Origin of the sequence: Alcaligenes sp. Lyrl_28, from assembly GCF_051948705.1 — a bacterium.
Lineage (GTDB): Bacteria > Pseudomonadota > Gammaproteobacteria > Burkholderiales > Burkholderiaceae_B > Alcaligenes > Alcaligenes ammonioxydans.
This window is the reverse complement of record NZ_JAYJLG010000002.1, coordinates 360,382-378,407: the sequence shown is the minus strand read 5'-3', so window position 1 is coordinate 378,407 and position 18,026 is coordinate 360,382. Positions and strand designations below refer to the sequence as shown.

The 18,026-nt window shown below is 59.7% G+C and carries 17 protein-coding genes; 11 read left to right on the top strand and 6 right to left on the bottom strand.

The window, feature by feature from the left end:
- Positions 1-223 precede the first annotated feature (223 nt).
- The 4 genes from VF694_RS06350 (at position 224) to VF694_RS06335 (ending at position 4,249) form a co-directional block, all read left to right on the top strand.
- Complete coding sequence (locus tag VF694_RS06350) at positions 224-544, top strand: PepSY domain-containing protein (protein ID WP_440163946.1); 321 nt, start codon at positions 224-226, stop codon at positions 542-544.
- 74 nt (positions 545-618) lie between these two features.
- On the top strand, positions 619-1,098 hold the full coding sequence (locus VF694_RS06345; protein WP_003803447.1) for a DUF2271 domain-containing protein: 480 nt from the start codon (positions 619-621) through the stop codon (positions 1,096-1,098).
- A 9-nt stretch (positions 1,099-1,107) separates the two neighbouring features.
- Positions 1,108-3,291 carry a PepSY domain-containing protein gene (locus VF694_RS06340; protein ID WP_440163944.1) on the top strand — a complete coding sequence of 728 codons (2,184 nt, stop codon included), beginning with the start codon at positions 1,108-1,110 and terminating at the stop codon, positions 3,289-3,291.
- Entirely contained in the window at positions 3,272-4,249 is a 978-nt protein-coding gene (locus VF694_RS06335; protein ID WP_219235731.1) for an FAD:protein FMN transferase, read from the top strand. Before VF694_RS06340 ends, VF694_RS06335 begins: the two co-directional genes overlap by 20 nt.
- A 51-nt stretch (positions 4,250-4,300) precedes the next feature.
- Here the strand turns inward: VF694_RS06335 and VF694_RS06330 are convergent, their stop codons facing one another.
- The gene (locus VF694_RS06330; protein ID WP_219235729.1) at positions 4,301-4,951 is read right to left on the bottom strand and encodes a VTT domain-containing protein; all 651 of its coding nucleotides are present in this window, start codon (positions 4,949-4,951) and stop codon (positions 4,301-4,303) included.
- 145 nt (positions 4,952-5,096) lie between these two features.
- Between VF694_RS06330 and mutL the strand changes: the two genes are divergently transcribed.
- Positions 5,097-6,971 carry a DNA mismatch repair endonuclease MutL gene (gene mutL, locus VF694_RS06325; RefSeq protein ID WP_003803451.1) on the top strand — a complete coding sequence of 625 codons (1,875 nt, stop codon included), beginning with the start codon at positions 5,097-5,099 and terminating at the stop codon, positions 6,969-6,971.
- A complete protein-coding gene (miaA, locus tag VF694_RS06320) occupies positions 6,968-7,906 on the top strand; it encodes a tRNA (adenosine(37)-N6)-dimethylallyltransferase MiaA (RefSeq protein WP_059318702.1) in 939 nt (312 codons plus the stop codon). The genes mutL and miaA overlap by 4 nt, the downstream gene beginning before the upstream one ends.
- Before the next feature lie 364 nt (positions 7,907-8,270).
- Here the strand turns inward: miaA and purM are convergent, their stop codons facing one another.
- Positions 8,271-9,320, bottom strand: coding sequence for a phosphoribosylformylglycinamidine cyclo-ligase (gene purM / locus VF694_RS06315; RefSeq protein ID WP_059318701.1), 1,050 nt, complete (start codon positions 9,318-9,320; stop codon positions 8,271-8,273).
- Positions 9,321-9,374: 54 nt separating this feature from the next.
- Between purM and hda the strand changes: the two genes are divergently transcribed.
- Genes hda through folK form a run of 4 tightly spaced genes read left to right on the top strand, consistent with a single transcriptional unit; the run spans position 9,375 to position 12,650 of the window.
- The gene (hda, locus tag VF694_RS06310; protein ID WP_003803457.1) at positions 9,375-10,073 is read left to right on the top strand and encodes a DnaA regulatory inactivator Hda; all 699 of its coding nucleotides are present in this window, start codon (positions 9,375-9,377) and stop codon (positions 10,071-10,073) included.
- 3 nt (positions 10,074-10,076) lie between these two features.
- The gene (locus VF694_RS06305; protein WP_003803460.1) at positions 10,077-10,778 is read left to right on the top strand and encodes an HAD family hydrolase; all 702 of its coding nucleotides are present in this window, start codon (positions 10,077-10,079) and stop codon (positions 10,776-10,778) included.
- Positions 10,779-10,788: 10 nt separating this feature from the next.
- Positions 10,789-12,168, top strand: a complete 1,380-nt coding sequence (gene pcnB / locus VF694_RS06300; RefSeq protein WP_003803462.1) for a polynucleotide adenylyltransferase PcnB — start codon at positions 10,789-10,791, stop codon at positions 12,166-12,168.
- Positions 12,165-12,650: a 2-amino-4-hydroxy-6-hydroxymethyldihydropteridine diphosphokinase gene (gene folK / locus VF694_RS06295; RefSeq protein WP_440163942.1), complete on the top strand. Its 486-nt coding sequence runs from the start codon at positions 12,165-12,167 to the stop codon at positions 12,648-12,650. Before pcnB ends, folK begins: the two co-directional genes overlap by 4 nt.
- On the opposite strand, the gene VF694_RS06290 is transcribed toward folK, so the two are convergent.
- From VF694_RS06290 to VF694_RS06280, 3 genes are all read right to left on the bottom strand, one after another.
- Positions 12,634-14,151, bottom strand: a complete 1,518-nt coding sequence (locus tag VF694_RS06290) for a UdgX family uracil-DNA binding protein (protein WP_440164038.1) — start codon at positions 14,149-14,151, stop codon at positions 12,634-12,636. The genes folK and VF694_RS06290 overlap by 17 nt on opposite strands.
- A gap of 52 nt (positions 14,152-14,203) precedes the next feature.
- Complete coding sequence (locus VF694_RS06285) at positions 14,204-15,409, bottom strand: putative DNA modification/repair radical SAM protein (protein WP_003803469.1); 1,206 nt, start codon at positions 15,407-15,409, stop codon at positions 14,204-14,206.
- 139 nt (positions 15,410-15,548) lie between these two features.
- Positions 15,549-15,827 carry a hypothetical protein gene (locus tag VF694_RS06280; RefSeq protein WP_003803472.1) on the bottom strand — a complete coding sequence of 93 codons (279 nt, stop codon included), beginning with the start codon at positions 15,825-15,827 and terminating at the stop codon, positions 15,549-15,551.
- Positions 15,828-16,180: 353 nt separating this feature from the next.
- Here VF694_RS06280 and VF694_RS06275 point away from each other — a divergent pair, with 353 nt between their 5' ends.
- Positions 16,181-16,363: a hypothetical protein gene (locus tag VF694_RS06275; protein WP_440163941.1), complete on the top strand. Its 183-nt coding sequence runs from the start codon at positions 16,181-16,183 to the stop codon at positions 16,361-16,363.
- Positions 16,364-16,503: 140 nt separating this feature from the next.
- On the opposite strand, the gene VF694_RS06270 is transcribed toward VF694_RS06275, so the two are convergent.
- A complete protein-coding gene (locus tag VF694_RS06270) occupies positions 16,504-18,024 on the bottom strand; it encodes a fumarate hydratase (RefSeq protein ID WP_003803474.1) in 1,521 nt (506 codons plus the stop codon).
- Positions 18,025-18,026 lie beyond the last annotated feature (2 nt).

The window sequence follows — 18,026 nt, the reverse complement described above, 5'->3', positions numbered from 1 at the left end:
TATGTTCAGCCTGCCCGGTCTGGCGCTTTATCGCCTTCCCTGCCCGTGCGCCTCATCTCAGACCGGAGCCACAAATCCAGCGGCGGGGCCCGCCCCGTCCGAGCCGCCTGCCTGAACGGCCGCCTCTGCCACAAGTGGCAGCCTGGCTCAGCACGCTGACCCGCCTACCCTGCCCCGTCCGCCAAGCGTTCCTGCCTTTGCTCCAAACGACAAGGAAAAGATCATGAAACACCGCCCCTGCCTGCTTATTGTGTACCTCTGTCTGTCCCTGGTGGCCGCGCCAGCCCATGCTGACGACGACTGTGATGTCCCCGTACAGCAATGGCAGAGCCGGGATGCTGCGCTGGAACATGCCGCCAGTCTGGGCTGGGAGGTGCAACGCCTGAAAATAGACGACGGCTGCTATGAAATCCGCGGGCGGGATGCCCAGGGTCGCTCATTTAAAGCCAAGCTTGATCCGCAAACGCTGCGCGTCGTGAAAATGAAAGTGCGCGATGGCCATGACAAACCGGAGCGCGAACGTGACCGCGAAAGAAGCCACTAACGCGTGTGCCTGAGTGCCGCCGCTCTTACCCCCATCCTGAAGTCGTTTCCCTTTGCTCACCCTGGAGGACCAATATGTCCAAACGCTTTCTTCTCACCACCCTGGCCGCAGCCTGTAGCGTGGCCCTGCCCACTTTAGCGCAGGGCCGTACTGTGGCACTTTCCACCACTCTGAAAAACTATGGCGGTGACGGGGCCTACCTGGCGGTCTACCTGACCGATGCCCAAGGCGCCTACGTGCGCACGCTGTGGGTCGCCGGCGGCAAAGCCAAATACTACAAACATCTGTCGGACTGGAATCGCCTGTCAGCCGGCGATGGGCAACGTCTGCAAGGCGTAACAGGCGCCAGCGTCGGTGCCGGGCGCACGCTGGAGGTGACAGCAGAACTGGAGGATGCCCTGATTGATGCCGGGTACGAGCTGCGTGTCGATGCTGCCGCCGAAGACATGCGGGACAGCCCTTCGGAAATCCGTGTTCCCCTGACTGCCGCCAATGCCGGTTCGCCCCAGGCAGGTAAACAATATATTCAATCCCTGACCTATCAGTTGCAGTAAGGAATCCACATGATCTGGCGATTCGTCCATCGATGGCTGGGGCTGGTAGCGGGCACCCTCGCGCTGGTTCTGGGTATCACGGGCACGATGTTGGCACTTGACCCCTTGCGTAACGCCGTACAGGCGGCTCCAACCGAGTCCGACCTGCCGCTTGCCACACTGGTTGAGCGCATCAAGGGCACCGTCCCTGGCGCAGAAGAAATCCGTCATCTGCCCTCGGGGATCTTCGTTGTCTATGCGTTTGAGGACGGACAAGCCCAGGCCGTACGTGTGGACCCGGCAGATGGCAAGATTCTGGGGGACTACCAGGCTTCCCTGCTGCCACGCTGGGTCAAGAACCTGCATCGTACTTTCTTGATGGACGATCCGGGGCGCATTACCGCCGCCATGGTGGCGCTGGCCATGTTGGTCTTGTCCGTGTCCGGACTCCTACTGCTGCTGCGTCGCATGGGAGGATGGCGGGGTCTTGCCGGCCCCGTTCGCGGAACCCTGCCCCAACGCCTGCATGTCCTGAGCGGCAGGGTCATTGTGCTGATCCTGGCCCTGTCCTCAGCCACCGCTCTTTACATGAGCGCCAGCACGTTCGAACTCATTACCCTGAGTCCGGACACGGAGCCCGAGGTGAGCTCACAAGCCACCGGACAGCCACCCCTTCCCCCGGACCAGATCGAACTGCTTCGGAGCTTGCGCGCGCAGGATCTGGAACGGCTCAATCTGCCCACGCCCGATGATCCACAGGACACCTGGCGTGTGGTCACCGCTCAAGGCCAGGGCTGGGCGGACCAGTACAGGGGCCAGACCTTGGCGTGGGAAGCATCCACCCAGGCACAGCGCCTCTACGACTGGGTCCTGCTTTTACATACCGGAGAGGGAGCCTGGCTGTGGGCTGTTTTTCTGTGCCTGTCGGCAGCGAGCATCCCCCTGTTCTGGTACACAGGCCTTCTGATGTGGTGGCAAGCGCGCCGCAGCCGCCCCAGACTTAAAGGCAATAGCCCTCTGACCCAGGCCGACAGCCTAATTTTTGTCGCGAGTGAAGGCGGCAGTACCTGGGGCTTTGCGCAAGCGTTGCACGATGCCCTCAAAGCCATGGGCCGTCAGGTTCATACCACATCGCTGGAGAACTGGCGGGTGCCGCCCGCGGCACGCCATGTGTATATCCTCGCCGCCACGTACGGTGAAGGCCAGCCTCCTGCCCACGCACAAAAAGCACTCAAGCGGATCGCCAGCCAGCCACCCACCGACGCTCAAGTCGCCGTTCTAGGGTTTGGGGATCGCCAGTTTCCTGATTTCTGCGGATTTGCCAACGCGCTCGAACACAGCTTACGGGAACGGGGGTGGCAACCCTTGATGGCGCTGGAGCGTATCCATCAGCAGTCCCCCCAGGAATTTGCCCGCTGGGGGCGCGCACTGTCCGACGTACTGGGTCAACCTGTGCCGCTGGCCTATCAACCCCGACTGCCGCGCATGGCAAGCCTGACCCTGCTGTCACGCCAGGACTTTCCCGGTGCAGCGGGCCAGCCTGCCGTCATCCTGCGCTTTGCGCTGCCCGACCAGCCCTTGGCACGCTTCGCGGCCGGAGACCTGCTGGGCATTCTTCCTCCCGGTGAGCAGTCAGTCCCACGCTACTACTCTCTGGCCTCAGGCAAACAGGATGGATTCGTGGAAATCTGTGTGCGACACACCAGCGGCGGAGTCTGCTCTCCCTATTTGCATAGCCTGCACATCGGGGACACGATTCAAGCCTTCATCCGACCCAACCCCGGCTTCACGCTTACCGGCTCCCGACGCCCGGTGGTGCTGATCGGCGCAGGGACCGGCGTCGCCCCACTGGCTGGCTTTATTCGAGACAACACACGCCATCGTCCCATGTACCTGTATTACGGTACCCGGGACTGCAAGCGGGATTTCTATTTTGGCAAGGAGCTCAAGGACTGGCAGACCCAGGGCCATCTGCGCGAACTACACACCACTTTTTCCCGAATGCCCGATGGGGGCGGTTATGTCCAGAACGCCGTGCAGCGTGACGCTCAACAGATCCGTACCCTTCTGGAAAAAGGCGCGCTTGTGCGTGTTTGTGGCAGCCGCCCCATGGCTCAGGCCGTCAAACAGGAGCTGGACACGATTCTGATGGACATGGGCAAAAGCCTGGCCTGGCTCAAGGAGAACGGGCGCTATGCCGAAGACCTCTTCTGACGTTCAACGTCTGACGCTGAACGGCCCCACCATGGGCACGCGATGGTCTGCCTTGGTGGATACAGACGATGCGGCACAGGCTGCAGGCCTGCAGAAGGCGTTGGCAGACGCTGTCCAGCAGGTGGACCGGCAGATGTCCCCGTGGCTACCCGACAGCGCGCTGAACCGGCTCAATCGCACTCCTGCTGGCACCTGGCTGGATTTACCGCCAGAAATTCTTGAGGTTTTGGCCTGCGCCCTGGAGGTCAATCGTCGCAGCCAGGGTGCTTTTGACCCTGGAGTCGGGGATCTGGTGCAGGCCTGGGGCTTTGGCCCGGCCCGACAGAGCCCCGATGCTGCTGCCATCCGTCGTGCTGCCCAAGCTGCTTCTGCCCCGGCTCATGAGACACTGGAGCTGGATGTGGCCGCCGGCCGCGCCATCAAGCACGCGCCGATACAGCTGGATCTTTGCGGGATCGCCAAAGGCTATGCCGTAGACCGTATGGCCCTGGTGCTGCGTCAATATGGACTTGATCACGCCTTGCTGGCCCTGGACGGCGAACTTCGCGCTCTGAACAGCCAGGCTCAAGGCCAACCTTGGGCGGTAGCGGTCGAGTACCCCCAGGACGGACGACGCGCCACGCACAGCGTGGTTGAATTGGATAATCTGTCCATCGCCACCTCGGGCGATTACCGGCACTTTCTACAACTCGGTGAAGTTCGAGTCGCACACACCATGGATGGTCGGCGGCGCGCACCCGTTCGCAACGATATCGCTTCTGTCACCGTTCTGGCGCCAGACTGTATGCGGGCTGACGCCTGGGCCACTGCCTTGCTGGTCAGCGGCAACGATGGCATGGCACTGGCACAAAGCCTGGGTATCGAGGCGCTGTGGCTGCTGCGACGCGACAATCGCTTGACCACCGTCGGGCTGGGACGGTTCAGCGAAGCGGTGACAGACCCCAAGCAGGCAAAATAAAAAAGGACGCCTTAGCGTCCTTTTTGTACACTCGCCCGATGGCCGGCCAGCCTAGAGCGCGGCGTCCCCCTTGCTCTTGCGTTTGAACAGTTTCCATACGGCACCGAGCACAACCGGCACGGCCGCAGCCGCAATGCCGATCAACACAATAGTGTTCAAGTGCGCCTTGATGAAGGGCACATTTCCAAAAAAATAGCCCAGGGTGATCAAGCTGCAAATCCACAGCACCGCCCCGGTCACGTTGTACGCCTGAAAACGCAAGGCGTTCATATGGCCCACCCCCGCCACAAAGGGGGCAAAGGTGCGAAACAGGGGCAGGAAGCGAGAAATGACAATGGTCTTGCCCCCGTGCTTTTCATAGAAAGCATGGGTCTTGACCAGCGCGCGGCGATCCAGAAAGCGCGATTCCTGGGTAAAGACTTTCGGACCTATATAACGTCCCACATGGTAATTGACGGTATTGCCCAGCACTGCCGCCACAATCAGTAGCCCACCGAGCAACACCGGGTCCAGCATGCCCGAGGCCCCGAAGGCCCCCGCAATAAACAGCAGGGAGTCGCCTGGCAAAAAGGGCAAAACCACAAGCCCGGTTTCGCCAAATATAATCAAGAACAGAACAAGATAAATCCATGCTCCATACTGCTCGACCCACACACCCAGGTACTGGTCAATATGAAGGATCATGCTGAGTAAATCGGGCATAGTTCCACACCAAAATAATAATTTAGCCGGTCCGATACGGCTCAGACCGGCCCGCTAGAGCAAGCGGGTAAAATAAGCCGCTACCTGTTGAAACCCGTTGAACCTGTACCGTTCAACCCTGAATACACACAAGGCCAGCCGCCCTATGTCATCACGACGCCGTATTATCCCACTCCCGGACCTGCTTGTAAGCCAAATTGCAGCCGGTGAGGTTATTGAGCGCCCGGCATCGGTCCTGAAAGAACTACTGGAAAACGCCATTGACGCCGGAGCCAGTGCCATCGAGATTCGCCTGGACGGCGGAGGCATACGCCGCATCTGTGTCAGCGACGACGGCCACGGCATTCCCCAGGACGAACTGCCCCTGGCGCTGCTGCAGCACGCCACCAGCAAAATCCGCTCGCTGGACGAGCTGGAATCCGTTGCCTCGATGGGCTTTCGGGGCGAGGCCCTGCCATCCATTGCCTCGGTGGCCCGCCTGACCATCAATTCGCGCACCCAGGAAGATCCGCACGCCTGGGAATATTCGCTGGGCCTGAGTGAACCGCAACCAGCCTCGGGGCAGATTGGCACGCATGTGGATGTACGCCAGCTTTTTGACGATATTCCCGCACGCCGCAAATTTCTGCGCACCGAAGGAACCGAATACGGTCACTGTGTGACCGCCTTGGAGCGCATCGCTCTGGCTCAACCACAGATCGCTTTTCGATTGTTCCACAATGACAAGCCGCAGCGTCACTGGCGCAGTGGCACCCTGGAACAGCGTCTGCTGGATATTCTGGGCAAGGAGTTCATCGAACAAAGCCTGCCCGTGGCTCAAGAACAAGGTTTGATTGGCTTGCGCGGGCTGGTGATCCACCCGGCCCATGCTCGCCCCAACGCAGACAAGCAGTTCCTGTTCGTCAATGGCCGCTTTGTACGCGATCGCACGGTATCGCACGCCATACGCAGCGCGTATGCCGATGTGCTGCACGGGGATCGCCAACCTGCCTATGCGCTCTTTCTGGACATTGCCCCCTCTACGCTGGATGTGAACGTGCACCCGGCCAAGCACGAGGTTCGCTTTCGCGACAGTGGCGCCGTGTACCGCTTTGTCTTGCAGGCGGTCGGACAAGCTCTGGCTCAGGGCAGCATGGCCGGCGATACACCGGTGGCCGCCATGCCCCTGCCACAAAGCGCAACCTCCTTGCCCGACATGGCTTCTGCCCCACCGGCGGGCGCTGCGGGCCTGGGCTCATCAGGCGAGTACAGTAGCCACGAACCGTCCATGCCTTACAGCCATCCGGCCCGTCAAGGCTGGCAATCCAGTTTTAGTCTGCGCGAACCCGCGGGGGGCGGCAATGCGGACTGGAAATCCCTGTACCGCCCCATTGAGCCAACGCACGACAACCCTCCCGCCACCCACTATCAAAGCGATACCGACACGGCTATCGACGAGTTCCCCCTGGGCATGGCACTAGGCCAGTTGCACGGTGTCTACATTCTGTCCGAAACCCGTCAGGGCATGATTCTGGTGGATATGCATGCCGCCCATGAGCGGGTGGTGTATGAACAGTTGAAGCAGGCGCTCGATGGCCGCGATCTGCCCCGCCAGGATTTGCTGGTACCGGTGGTGTTCAGTTGTTCGGAAACGGACCTTGCTTTGCTGGACGAGCATCACGACACCCTGAGCGAGCTGGGCTTGAGCATGAATCCGGCTGGCCCTGCCACAATCGCTGTGCGCGCCGTTCCTGCACTGCTGGCACAAGGCGATATTGAATCCCTGGCCCGGGCTGTTCTGCGCGACCTGGCTCAGGTGGGCTCCTCACGCCACCTGGACGAACAACGTAACGAGCTGCTCTCCACCATGGCCTGCCACGGTGCCGTGCGCGCCAACCGCCGCCTGAGCATCCCGGAGATGAACGCCCTGCTGCGCAAAATGGAGCAAACCGACCGGGCCGACCTGTGCAATCATGGCCGCCCCACCTGGTTCCAATGGACGCTGAGTGAGCTGGACAAACTTTTTATGCGTGGACAATGAACGATTTACCCATTCTTTGCCTGGCAGGGCCCACCGCCAGCGGCAAAAGCGCCACCACGCACACCTTGGCCCAATACTGGCCGATTGAAGTGATCGTGATGGATTCAGCGACGATTTATCGTGGCATGGACATTGGCACGGCCAAGCCCAGTGCTCAGGAACAAGCCGCTATCCCCCACCACCTGCTGGATATTCGCGATCCGGCAGAGAGCTACTCGGCTGCCGAGTTTGCCAGCGACGCAAGCCGCCTGATTCAAGGCATCCAGGCGCGCGGACGTTACCCCGTGCTGTGCGGCGGCACCATGCTGTATTACAAAGCCCTGCGTGAAGGGCTGAATGACCTGCCGCAGGCAGATCCTGTCATCCGGCGACAACTGGATGAGCGAGCCCAGGAAATCGGCTGGCCCGCGATGCATGAAGAACTGCGCCGTATCGACCCGGACACCGCCGCCCGGCTGGCCCCACGCGACAGCCAGCGCATTCAGCGTGCTCTGGAAATTTTTCATATCAGCGGCAAAACCATGAGCGACTGGTTACAAGAGAAAGCCCAGCCGCAAGAAAAGAGCCACCACTACATCACCCTGAGTCTGGAGCCCCAAGACCGGGCCTGGCTGCACCGTCGCATCGCCACCCGTTACCGGGACATGATCGAGCAGGGTCTGCTGCAGGAGGTCGAAAAATTGCATCAGCGCTCTGATCTGCACCCGGGTCTGCCCTCCATCCGGTGTGTAGGTTATAGGCAACTCTGGGCTTATCTGGACGGTGAGGTGAGCCTGGAACAGGCTGTTGAGCAGGCCATTGCCGCTACCCGACAACTGGCAAAACGCCAATTAACCTGGCTGCGCTCCGAGCCTGGCCGTTTGCAATTCAACTGCCAGGACCCGCAGGCAGCCGAACACGTCGTAGCGGCAGCGCGCCACTACTGGCCTGCATGAGGATCTGGCAGGCCAGCGCTGTGCGCACAAGCCATAAGTCCGGCACACAAGAGCAAGCGACAAGATAGAGATGAAGCCCCGGCGATTCGCGTAAGACGTCGGTTCCAGGCCTTGAGGCAAGACGATGGGCCAAGATTGCAGACCCAAAGCTCTACCTCAACGCGAGGGGGCAGCATGGCGATGTTGGCTTGGCACCTGAGCTTGGATCAAGGGAGAGCGTCGAGGCTGGGAAGCAAGGTCGAAAAATCCGAGCCTGGGGACTGCAAACTGAATCAGGGGCAGCGTCAGGGACGGGAACAGGGCAAAAAAAAGGCAGCCTGTCGCTGCCTTTTTCCGCTTCATGGGTTAACGCGATCTCCGTGGTTTACACCACTTCAGTCTGCGCCTGCCCTTCCTGACGTTCCAGGATCTCGCCCAGCGTGTAAACGGTTTCCCCATGCTCGGACAGGGTTGCACTGATGGCCTCAGCCTTGTCGGCAGGAACAATCATGATCATGCCAATACCGCAGTTGAACACGCGGTACATTTCTTCGTCCGCTACGTTGCCATTGGCTTGCAGCCACTGGAACAAGGCAGGCATGGTCCAGGAATCACGATTCAGACGGGCGGTGAGGTTCTTTTGCAGGATACGGGGTACGTTCTCCAGCAATCCGCCACCCGTGATATGGGCCAGACCCTTGATGTCCGCACCGTGGGCAGCCAGGGCAGCCAGGACGGATTTCACATAGATGCGGGTGGGCTCCATGACCACATCCGCCAACGGACGGCCATCAAGCTCGTCAGTCGGCTTGGCATTGGCATGCTTGAGAATCTTGCGGATCAGCGAGTAGCCGTTGGAGTGGGCGCCGCTGGAGGCCAGACCCAGGACCACATCCCCTGGCACAATGGACTTGCCATCAATAATGCGGGATTTTTCCACCGCACCCACTGCAAAACCAGCCAGGTCATACTCACCTTCGGGGTACATGCCGGGCATCTCGGCTGTTTCGCCACCGATCAGGGCGCAAGCGGACAGTTCACACCCCTTGGCAATACCACCGACCACCTGGGCTGCCGTATCCACCGACAACTTGCCGCAGGCAAAATAATCCAGAAAGTACAAGGGTTCTGCGCCCTGGACTAGAATGTCGTTGACACTCATGGCCACCAGGTCTATACCCACAGTGTCGTGGCGCTGCCAGTCAAATGCCAGGCGTAGTTTGGTACCAACACCGTCGGTGCCGGACACCAGAACGGGCTCTTTAAGGTGGGTAGGCACTTCAAACAAAGCGCCAAAGCCTCCGATTCCAGCCATGACGCCTGCACGCATGGTTTTGGCAGCCAGTGGTTTAATACGGTCGACCAGGGCATCGCCCGCGTCGATATCCACGCCTGCATCGCGGTAGGTCAAGGAAACAGAAGTAGTGTTTTTCATGGGAAAAGCCGTGGGATATGTGAAAATTGCGAGTTGGACGAAATTGTACGACACATGACCGAGCAACTGATTCTGGATATATCTCCAGCACCGCCTGCCTCTTTGGACAACTTTGTTGCCGGAGCGAATCAGGCTGCGTTGCAGGCTCTGCGTCAGTGTAGTCCAGGACGCGCGGTTTACCTGTGGGGACCGCCCGGTGCAGGTCGAACACATCTGCTGCGGGCGATGGCCAGTCGAGACGACAGCCGCTATTTTAGTGCAGATACTCCTTTCCAGCCCATCTTTGACATCGCTACCGATGACAAAGCCCCTCCCAGCCTTTTAGCCATCGACGATATCGAACGTTTTGACGAGCACGGACAGGCTGCCGTATTTGCACTGTACAATCGCTGGCGCGAGTCGGCCACCCGGCCAGACGCCTTCACACTGCTGGTCTCCGGCGACCGGGCTCCCAAAACCATGTCCGTGCGCGAGGACTTGCGCACACGCTTGGGGTGGGACCTGGTGTTCAGGCTGGAATACCTGTCGGACGCCCACCGGGCCGAAGCCATGCAACAGCGGGCTGCGGCCCGCGGGCTGCAACTGCAAGCAGAAGTGCTCAGCTGGATACTGACTCACTACGATCGCGATATGAACCGCCTGAGCGCATTGATTGATGCGCTGGACAACTATTCACTGGTAAAGAAACGCCCCATCACTTTACCCCTGCTCAAAGAACTTCTGGCCAACAGCCAGACCCAATCTTCTAGTTGAGTCATGACTGCTTCTTCTTTTATTGCCCTGTTTGATCTGGACCACACCCTGCTTCCTTTAGATAGCGATTACCAGTGGGCAGACTTTCTGGCCCGTACCGGCCGTGTCGGCGATCCTGTCCAAGCCATCCGTCTGAATGAAGAACTGATGGAACGCTATAACCAGGGGTTGTTGACGGCCGAAGAATCGGCCGAATTCATGTTGGGCCTGCTCACCAACGCCAGCCAGGAAGAACTGCTGACCTGGCAGGACGAGTTCATGCAAGCCGTAATCCTGCCCTCGATCAGCCCGGCTGCCCGCGAGTTGCTGGCCAAACACCAGGATCAGGGCCATCTGGTGGCGATTGTGACTGCCACCAACGAATTTGTGACCCGCCCCATTGCCGCCGCGCTGGGCGTGGACCACCTGATAGCCACCACCCCCGAAATGAAGGAAGGTCGCTACACGGGCAAGATCAGTGGTGTGCCCAGCTTTCAGGCTGGCAAGATTACCCGCGTGCAACAATGGTTGCAGACCATGGACAAATCCCTGTCCGACTTCGAGCGCAGCTGGTTCTACAGCGACTCGCCCAACGATCTGCCCCTGATGGAAGTGGTGACGGACCCCGTTGCCACCAACCCCAGCGACAAACTGCGCGCCGTAGCGACCGAACGTAATTGGGAAGTCATCGATTTGTTCGCTGACATGATGGACAGCAAATCGTAAAATCAGACGCATGCTAAAGCGAACAATAAAAACATTTGTCGATCGGCTGCTCAAACCAGCCAAAAGCGCGCGTCCCAAAGGGCCGCGCCGCTACACACGTGAAGAACATGGCATAGACCGGCGTCTGGTCTCGCGTCATGCCATCAAAGTGTGCGAGGTCCTGAACCACGAAGGCTATCAAGCCTATGTCGTGGGTGGCGCCGTGCGCGATCTGCTGGTGGGCCTGGAGCCCAAGGACTTTGATGTGGCCACCAATGCCACGCCCGAACAGATCCGTCCTCTGTTTCGTCGCGCACGCATTATTGGGCGCCGCTTCCGTCTGGTCCACGTGGTCTTTGGTCAGGAAGTCATCGAGACCTCTACATTCCGGGCCGATGACAGCGGCAAACAAACGGACGAGCATGGCCGTATCCTGCGCGACAATGAATACGGCACCATCGAGGACGATGCCGCACGCCGTGACTTTACGCTGAACGCGCTCTATTACGACCCGCTGACCGAGACCGTCATCGACTACCACAACGGGGTAGCCGATCTGAAAAACCGTCAGGTGCGCATTATTGGTGATGCGCAAACCCGCTATCGCGAAGATCCGGTGCGCATGTTGCGCGCCGTGCGCTTTGCCTCCAAGCTCGATGCCACCATCGAACCAGCCACCGACGCGCCGATCCGTTCCTTGTCACGTCTGATCGAGAACGTGCCCGAGTCCCGTCTGGCCGACGAGACGCTGAAACTGCTGAACTGCGGTCACGCCATGGACTGCATACAGCGCCTGCAAGCGCTGGGCCTGCACAGCAAACTATTGCCTATGGTGGAGCCGGTTCAGCGCCTGCCCGGCGGCGCGGAATTTCTGGATATGGCCCTGGCCCGTACCGACACCCGTGTGCGCGCCGGCAAATCCGTCAGCCCCAGCTTTATTTATGCCTGCCTGCTCTGGAAACTGGTCAAGCAGGAGTGGGACCGACGCAGCAGCCAGGACATGCATCCTCAACAAGCCCTGCTGGAGGCCGCCGACCTGGTTCTGGAAAAGCAAAGCCGCATCATGCCGATCCAAAAGCGCTTCCAATCGGATATGCGGGAAATCTGGTTCATGCAGCCGCGTTTTGAACGCATCGCCAACCGTGCAATCTGGCGCATGACCGAACAGCCCCGTTTCCGCGCCGCTGTGGACTTTTTACAACTTCGTGCTGAAGCCAAAGAAGTCGATAGCGTGCAGGCACAGTGGTGGATGGATCTGGCCGATGCAGGCGAGGAGGAGCGCAGCACCATGATTGCCGTGCGCAAACCCGCTACAGCGACCGCCACGGGCTCTCGCAGCGGACAACGTCGCACGCGCCGCCGCCGCTCCAATGCCAAGCGCAGCAGTACCAGCAGCGGAAATGCAGCATGAGCACAGCCGGAACAACGGTTTATGTGGCCTTGGGTGCGAACCTGGGTCAGGCACGTCAGACACTGGAAACCGCGGCGGCAGAGCTGGCCGCTACTCCCGGCATCCAGGATCTGACACTGGCGCACTTCTACGGCACCGCACCGGTGGATTCCAGTGGCCCGGACTACGTCAACACCGTCACCCGATTCACCTGTACGCTGGCTCCCGAGGATTTGCTGGACAGACTGCAAGCCATCGAGCAAGAGCACGGTCGCACTCGCCTGTACCGCAACGCACCCCGTACATTGGATCTGGACTTGTTGCTTTACGGGCAAGAGCAGATCAATACGGAGCGGCTGATCGTACCCCACCCCCGCATGCACGAACGTGCTTTTGTACTGGTACCGCTGGCTGATCTGGCTCCTGAACTTGAACTGGCGCAAGGCAGCGTGAAGGACTTGCTTGCCCAGGTGCGCGACCAGGCCATCACACGGCTGGGCTAAGGCTGCTTTCAGCCCTGTCCGCAGCCGGCTCTGCAGCCCGCTGCCACCCCATTTGCAGCACCTGGGCAATGCTGCTGACAATCTCTTCACGACGGGCCGCATTGCCCACACGCAGCGCATAGGAGGGGTGCCAGGTCGCAATGACCCAAGTCTGCCCCCAGAGAAAAGGTTTGGCCAGATATTCGGCAAGCCGTCGCTCAGGCCCCAGCAAAGCAGACAAGGCGGTGGCTCCCAGCGTAACAATGACAGCCGGTTCAAGACGCGCCAGTTCCTCTTGCAGCCAATACCCGCATGCCTGCACTTCGGCCTGGGAGGGGCTGACATGTAAACGCTGCTTACCCCTCGCTTTCCACTTGAAATGCTTGACGGCATTGCTCAGATACAGCGCGTTGCGCTCAATACTGGCACGCTGCAATGCCTGATCCAGAATCTGCCCGGCAGGCCCTACAAAAACGCGCCCCGCCAAATCCTCGTAGTCGCCAGGCTGCTCCCCCAGCAGCATCATGCGGGCCCTTGCCGGGCCCTCCCCCGGCACCCCGTGTGTCGCGTGCTCCCAAAGGCCGCAGCGACGACAGGCCTCCAGGACCGACGGCGCACTGCGTTCGGGCTGTGCATGGTCGGCCTGGACCGCAATCACCTTGCCTGGCATCTGACTTACCGCACTGAACTGGCCGACTCGTCGGGCTCCACGACGGGCCTCACTGACCATGGCCGGAATCAGGCTCGCTTCAGGCAAGCCCTTCCAGAATCGAACCGGCATGCTCTGCTGCAAAGCCGTTTCATTCAAGCGCGCGGGATTAAAAATGCTTTGGTAATAACGAAGCCACAAGGCTTCTACCTGGTCCTGCCCCGGACCAGCCTGTCGGGCTTTCAGATCGTCCGGCGCATCCCGTAGCTGCAGCGTATGACCATCCCACAGCGCCACACGCCGAGGCGTCGCAATACACCAAGAGGTTCCCCCCATCCGTCTGGAAAAATAATCAGCGATCCACTCCAGAACATCGTGCTCGGGCTCAAACCAAGCCCAGTACTCAGGCAACTGGCCCGTTCCACAATGGCGAAACCGCACATACGCCATCATGTCGTGCTTTTCCTTGCGAACGGCCTTGGCCATCTCATACAAACGCGCCCCATCCTCGTCGGCCACGGACTCCACACTGCGATCACCGTGGTGCCAGCGCCACAAGACACGATAGAGCAAGGCCCATCGCTGTGCAGTACGGCACAACGCCGCATCTTGCAGCAAAGCAGCCAGTCCTTTTGAAATACGGACCGACGGCCGGTTGGCGGGTTCATGCCCCTGGGGCTCTTGCAACACCTCAGTTGCGGGGGGCAGCGACTGGGAGAGCTCATATTCCAGCCCGATTTGCCCCGCCCTGGGCTCCGATTCCGCGAAGGAGTCTGCCCAGCAAAGTTGTTCCGGTGCCCAGCCGGCGGCCAGAGCACGTAAAGCCTGTTCCCGCCAGCCAGCGTACCCCCCGTCTACCTGCAGGGTTACCATCCGGGCCTGCCCTTGCCGGGTGTAGGCCATACGGAGAGCTGGCAAGCGGGCCTCATAGCAGGCTCAGTTGCTGCGGATTGCTCGACAGCATGCGACGTAAGGTGTCGGAGGCTGCCTCGGCTAGCCCGGGACGATAATCCTGCACCACAACAAAAGGCTGCAATGTACGGATAGAGCAACGCAAACGGATCAGGTCCTGGTATCGAATAGCCCGCATCTGACGCAGTTCCACCAGACGCTTGGCATTGCGAATACCAATGCCCGGCACACGGGCAATCAGTCGTTCAGGGGCCCGGTTCAGATCCACCGGAAAAATATCCCGGTTCGACAAGGCCCAAGACAGCTTGGGATCAATATCCAAAGGCAGGTCGCCTGTATTCTGAAACAGTTCCTCGGCCCGAAACCCGTAGCTGCGCAACAAAAAATCGGCTTGATACAGACGGTGCTCGCGCAAGAGCGGGGGCGGCTGCGCCGGCAGCGCCGAGGAACTATCCGGAATAGGACTAAAAGCGGAGTAATACACCCGTTTGAGCTTGTAAGCCCCGTACAGCGTCTGGGCGGTTTGCAAAATATTGCGGTCATCGGCCGCATCGGCCCCCACGATCATCTGCGTACTTTGCCCCGCCGGCACCTTGGGCCGTTTCTCTTGCTGGGCCTGCTCCTGGGCCAGACGAATCACCCCCATGGCCCGCTTGATCGTGTGGCCGCTTTTTTCCGGAGCCAGGCGATTCAGGCCGGCATCCGTGGGAAGCTCAATATTGACGCTGAGCCGGTCCGCGTACTGGCCTGCCAGCGTGATCAACTGCGGGTCGGCATCCGGAATGGTTTTAAGGTGGATATAGCCACGAAAATGATGATCCTCGCGCAAGGAACGCGCCACTTCGACCAGACTCTCCATGGTGTAGTCCGAGCTGCGGATGATGCCCGAGCTCAGGAAAAGCCCATCTATATAGTTGCGCCGATAAAAATCCAGCGTCAGATCCACCACTTCTGCAGGCCGAAAACGCGCGCGTGGCACGTTGCTGGAGCGCCGGTTCACACAATACAGGCAGTCATACTGGCAAAAATTGGTCAGCAGTATCTTGAGCAGCGAAACGCAGCGTCCGTCCGGCGTAAAGCTGTGGCAGATGCCGGCACCGGTACTGGCGCCCAGACCCGTGCGCCCACGGGAATCCCGTTTGGGGGCCGCACTGCTGGCGCACGAGGCATCATACTTGGCCGCGTCAGCCAGAATCTCAAGTTTGCGCGCAAGCTCCATGGCACCATTGCTGTATATAAAAACAGTATTATACCGTTTTCAGCGACGGCGTCACCAAGCCTGCGACTCGGCAAAAAAAGAAAACCTTGCACCGGTCAGGCTGCCAGGCAGCTGACCGTCAGGCCCGTTATAGCGACGGTCAAGCGTCCAGCAGCTTGATCAATGCCTCTTGATGATGAGAGCGAGCCTCCAGCAATTGCCGTCCTTCTTCGGTCAACATGGCAATCAAAGGCGCGGGAAAAGGAGAAGGAGTCTGCGTCGTTTGTGGGATGGCCTGAACTAATCCCAGCGACTGTAATTGTTCAAACACGGCTTGTTTCTTGTGCCAGGGAGTCTGGCGTAAACGCACAAGCTCAAGCGTGTTCCAAATCATGGGGTTGAGCTGCGGAATAGTGGTGGAGCGCTGAAGTTGCGTCATACAAGGCCCTTGATTAAGACCACCTCTATGGGCCGCTTGTGTGGGCCCCCTCGGTGGTCAGCCAGAAAGCATCCCTATACCGTACACCATAACGATGTACAGAATATTTCAATGAGTTCTGACAATCATCGTCGCAGTACGCATGCCAGATACCAATCCGCAATAACCCGCGCTTGCGCTTGGTGAAACCCAAAGAAACAGCCTGCCACCTTCCCGAATCCAGTTTTGGCGACGCAATACCTGTGCCCAGAGCAGCAGAAACACAACACCCGATCCCACACTGCTCAGCCCCGGATTGGCCTGCACACAATACGCATGCACCAGTTGCCCGCCGAGCCAGGAACCAGGCGCTGATGGATCAAGGCCGAATTGAACGGGCAGACCCCCATGCCCTGGCTTGCCTGATTTACGGCAGTCTGGCCGAAACCGCATTCTGGGTAGCCCAGAAAGAGGATGGCGATGCCCGCTTGGCACAAGCGGCTGGCAGCCTTGGATTTGCGGCTGCGAGGCTTGTTGCTCAGGTCCTGAACGGGTGATGCTAAAAGGAGCCAGTGTCCAGGCCAAAGAAAACCCGCATTGAATGCTGTACTGACGCTGCTTTTACAAGCAGGCCAGAAACACTCATGCGGGTTTTTTATCAACAACGCCGGGAAGCCCAAGCTTCCCGCTTTACGTCTTACACAGCGACCAAAGAGATCTCTGCAATACGTTTGCGCCATTCGGCGGGGCCGGTGTTGTGCACGGACACACCTTGCGAATCCACCGCGACGGTCACGGGCATATCCTGAACCTCGAACTCGTAAATGGCTTCCATGCCCAGGTCTTCAAAAGCCACCACTTTCGCATTGCGAATGGCCTTGGAAACCAGGTACGCGGAACCACCCACGGCCATCAGGTAGGCCGATTTGTGAGCACGGATGGCCTCAATGGCGGCCGGGCCGCGTTCGGCCTTGCCGATCATGGAGATCAGGCCAGTTTTAGACAGCATCATCTCGGTGAACTTGTCCATGCGAGTAGCGGTGGTTGGACCTGCCGGGCCAACGGCTTCGTCACGCACGGGGTCAACCGGGCCCACGTAGTAAATCACGCGGTTGGTGAAGTCCACAGGCAGGGACTCACCCTTTTCCAGCATGTCCTGGATGCGTTTGTGAGCCGCATCACGGCCCGTCAACATCTTGCCCGACAGCAGCAGGGTCTGACCAGGTTTCCAGGAAGCCACCTCTTCTGGCGTCAGTTCGTCCAGGTTCACCTGGCGGGACTTGTTGTAATCCGGTGCCCAGTGAATGTCAGGCCAGGCTGACAAAGGAGGAGGAACCAACTCGGCGGGGCCGTTACCGTCCAGCGAAAAATGGACGTGGCGCGTCGCGGCACAGTTGGGGATCATGGCTACAGGCTTGGAAGCGGCATGGGTCGGGAAGGTGTTGATCTTCACATCCAGCACAGTAGTCAAACCACCCAGACCCTGAGCGCCGATGCCCAGGGCATTGACCTTCTCGTAGAGCTCGATACGCAGCTCTTCCAGCTTGCTTTGCGGGCCGCGTTGCAGCAGCTCGTACATATCGATGTCTTCCATCAGGGCCTCTTTGGCCATCAGCATGGCTTTTTCGGCCGTGCCGCCCACACCAATACCCAGCATGCCGGGAGGACACCAGCCCGCACCCATCGTAGGAACGGTCTTGAGAACCCAATCCACCAGGGAGTCGCTGGGGTTGAGCATCACAAACTTGCTCTTGTTCTCCGAGCCACCGCCCTTGGCTGCAACCTGAATATGAACCTGATCGCCGGCGACCAGCTCGACATTCACGATACAGGGGGTGTTGTCGCGCGTGTTCTTGCGCGTGAAAAGAGGGTCGTTCAGGATGGAGGCCCGCAGCGGGTTATCCGGATTCAGATAACCGCGACGCACCCCCTCGTCACAGAGCTCCTGCAAGGAGCGCTGGGTATCGAAACGCACACCCATCCCCACTTTCAGGAATACGTTCACCACCCCGGTGTCCTGACAGATGGGGCGGTGGCCCTCGGCGCACATGCGCGAGTTGGTCAGGATCTGGGCGATGGCATCTTTGGCCGCCGGGTTCTGCTCACGCTCGTAGGCGCGGGCCAGATGCTCCAGATAATCAGTGGGATGGTAGTAACTGATGAACTGCACCGCATCGGCGATGGACTGAATCAGATCGTCTTCTTTAATGGTGGTCATGG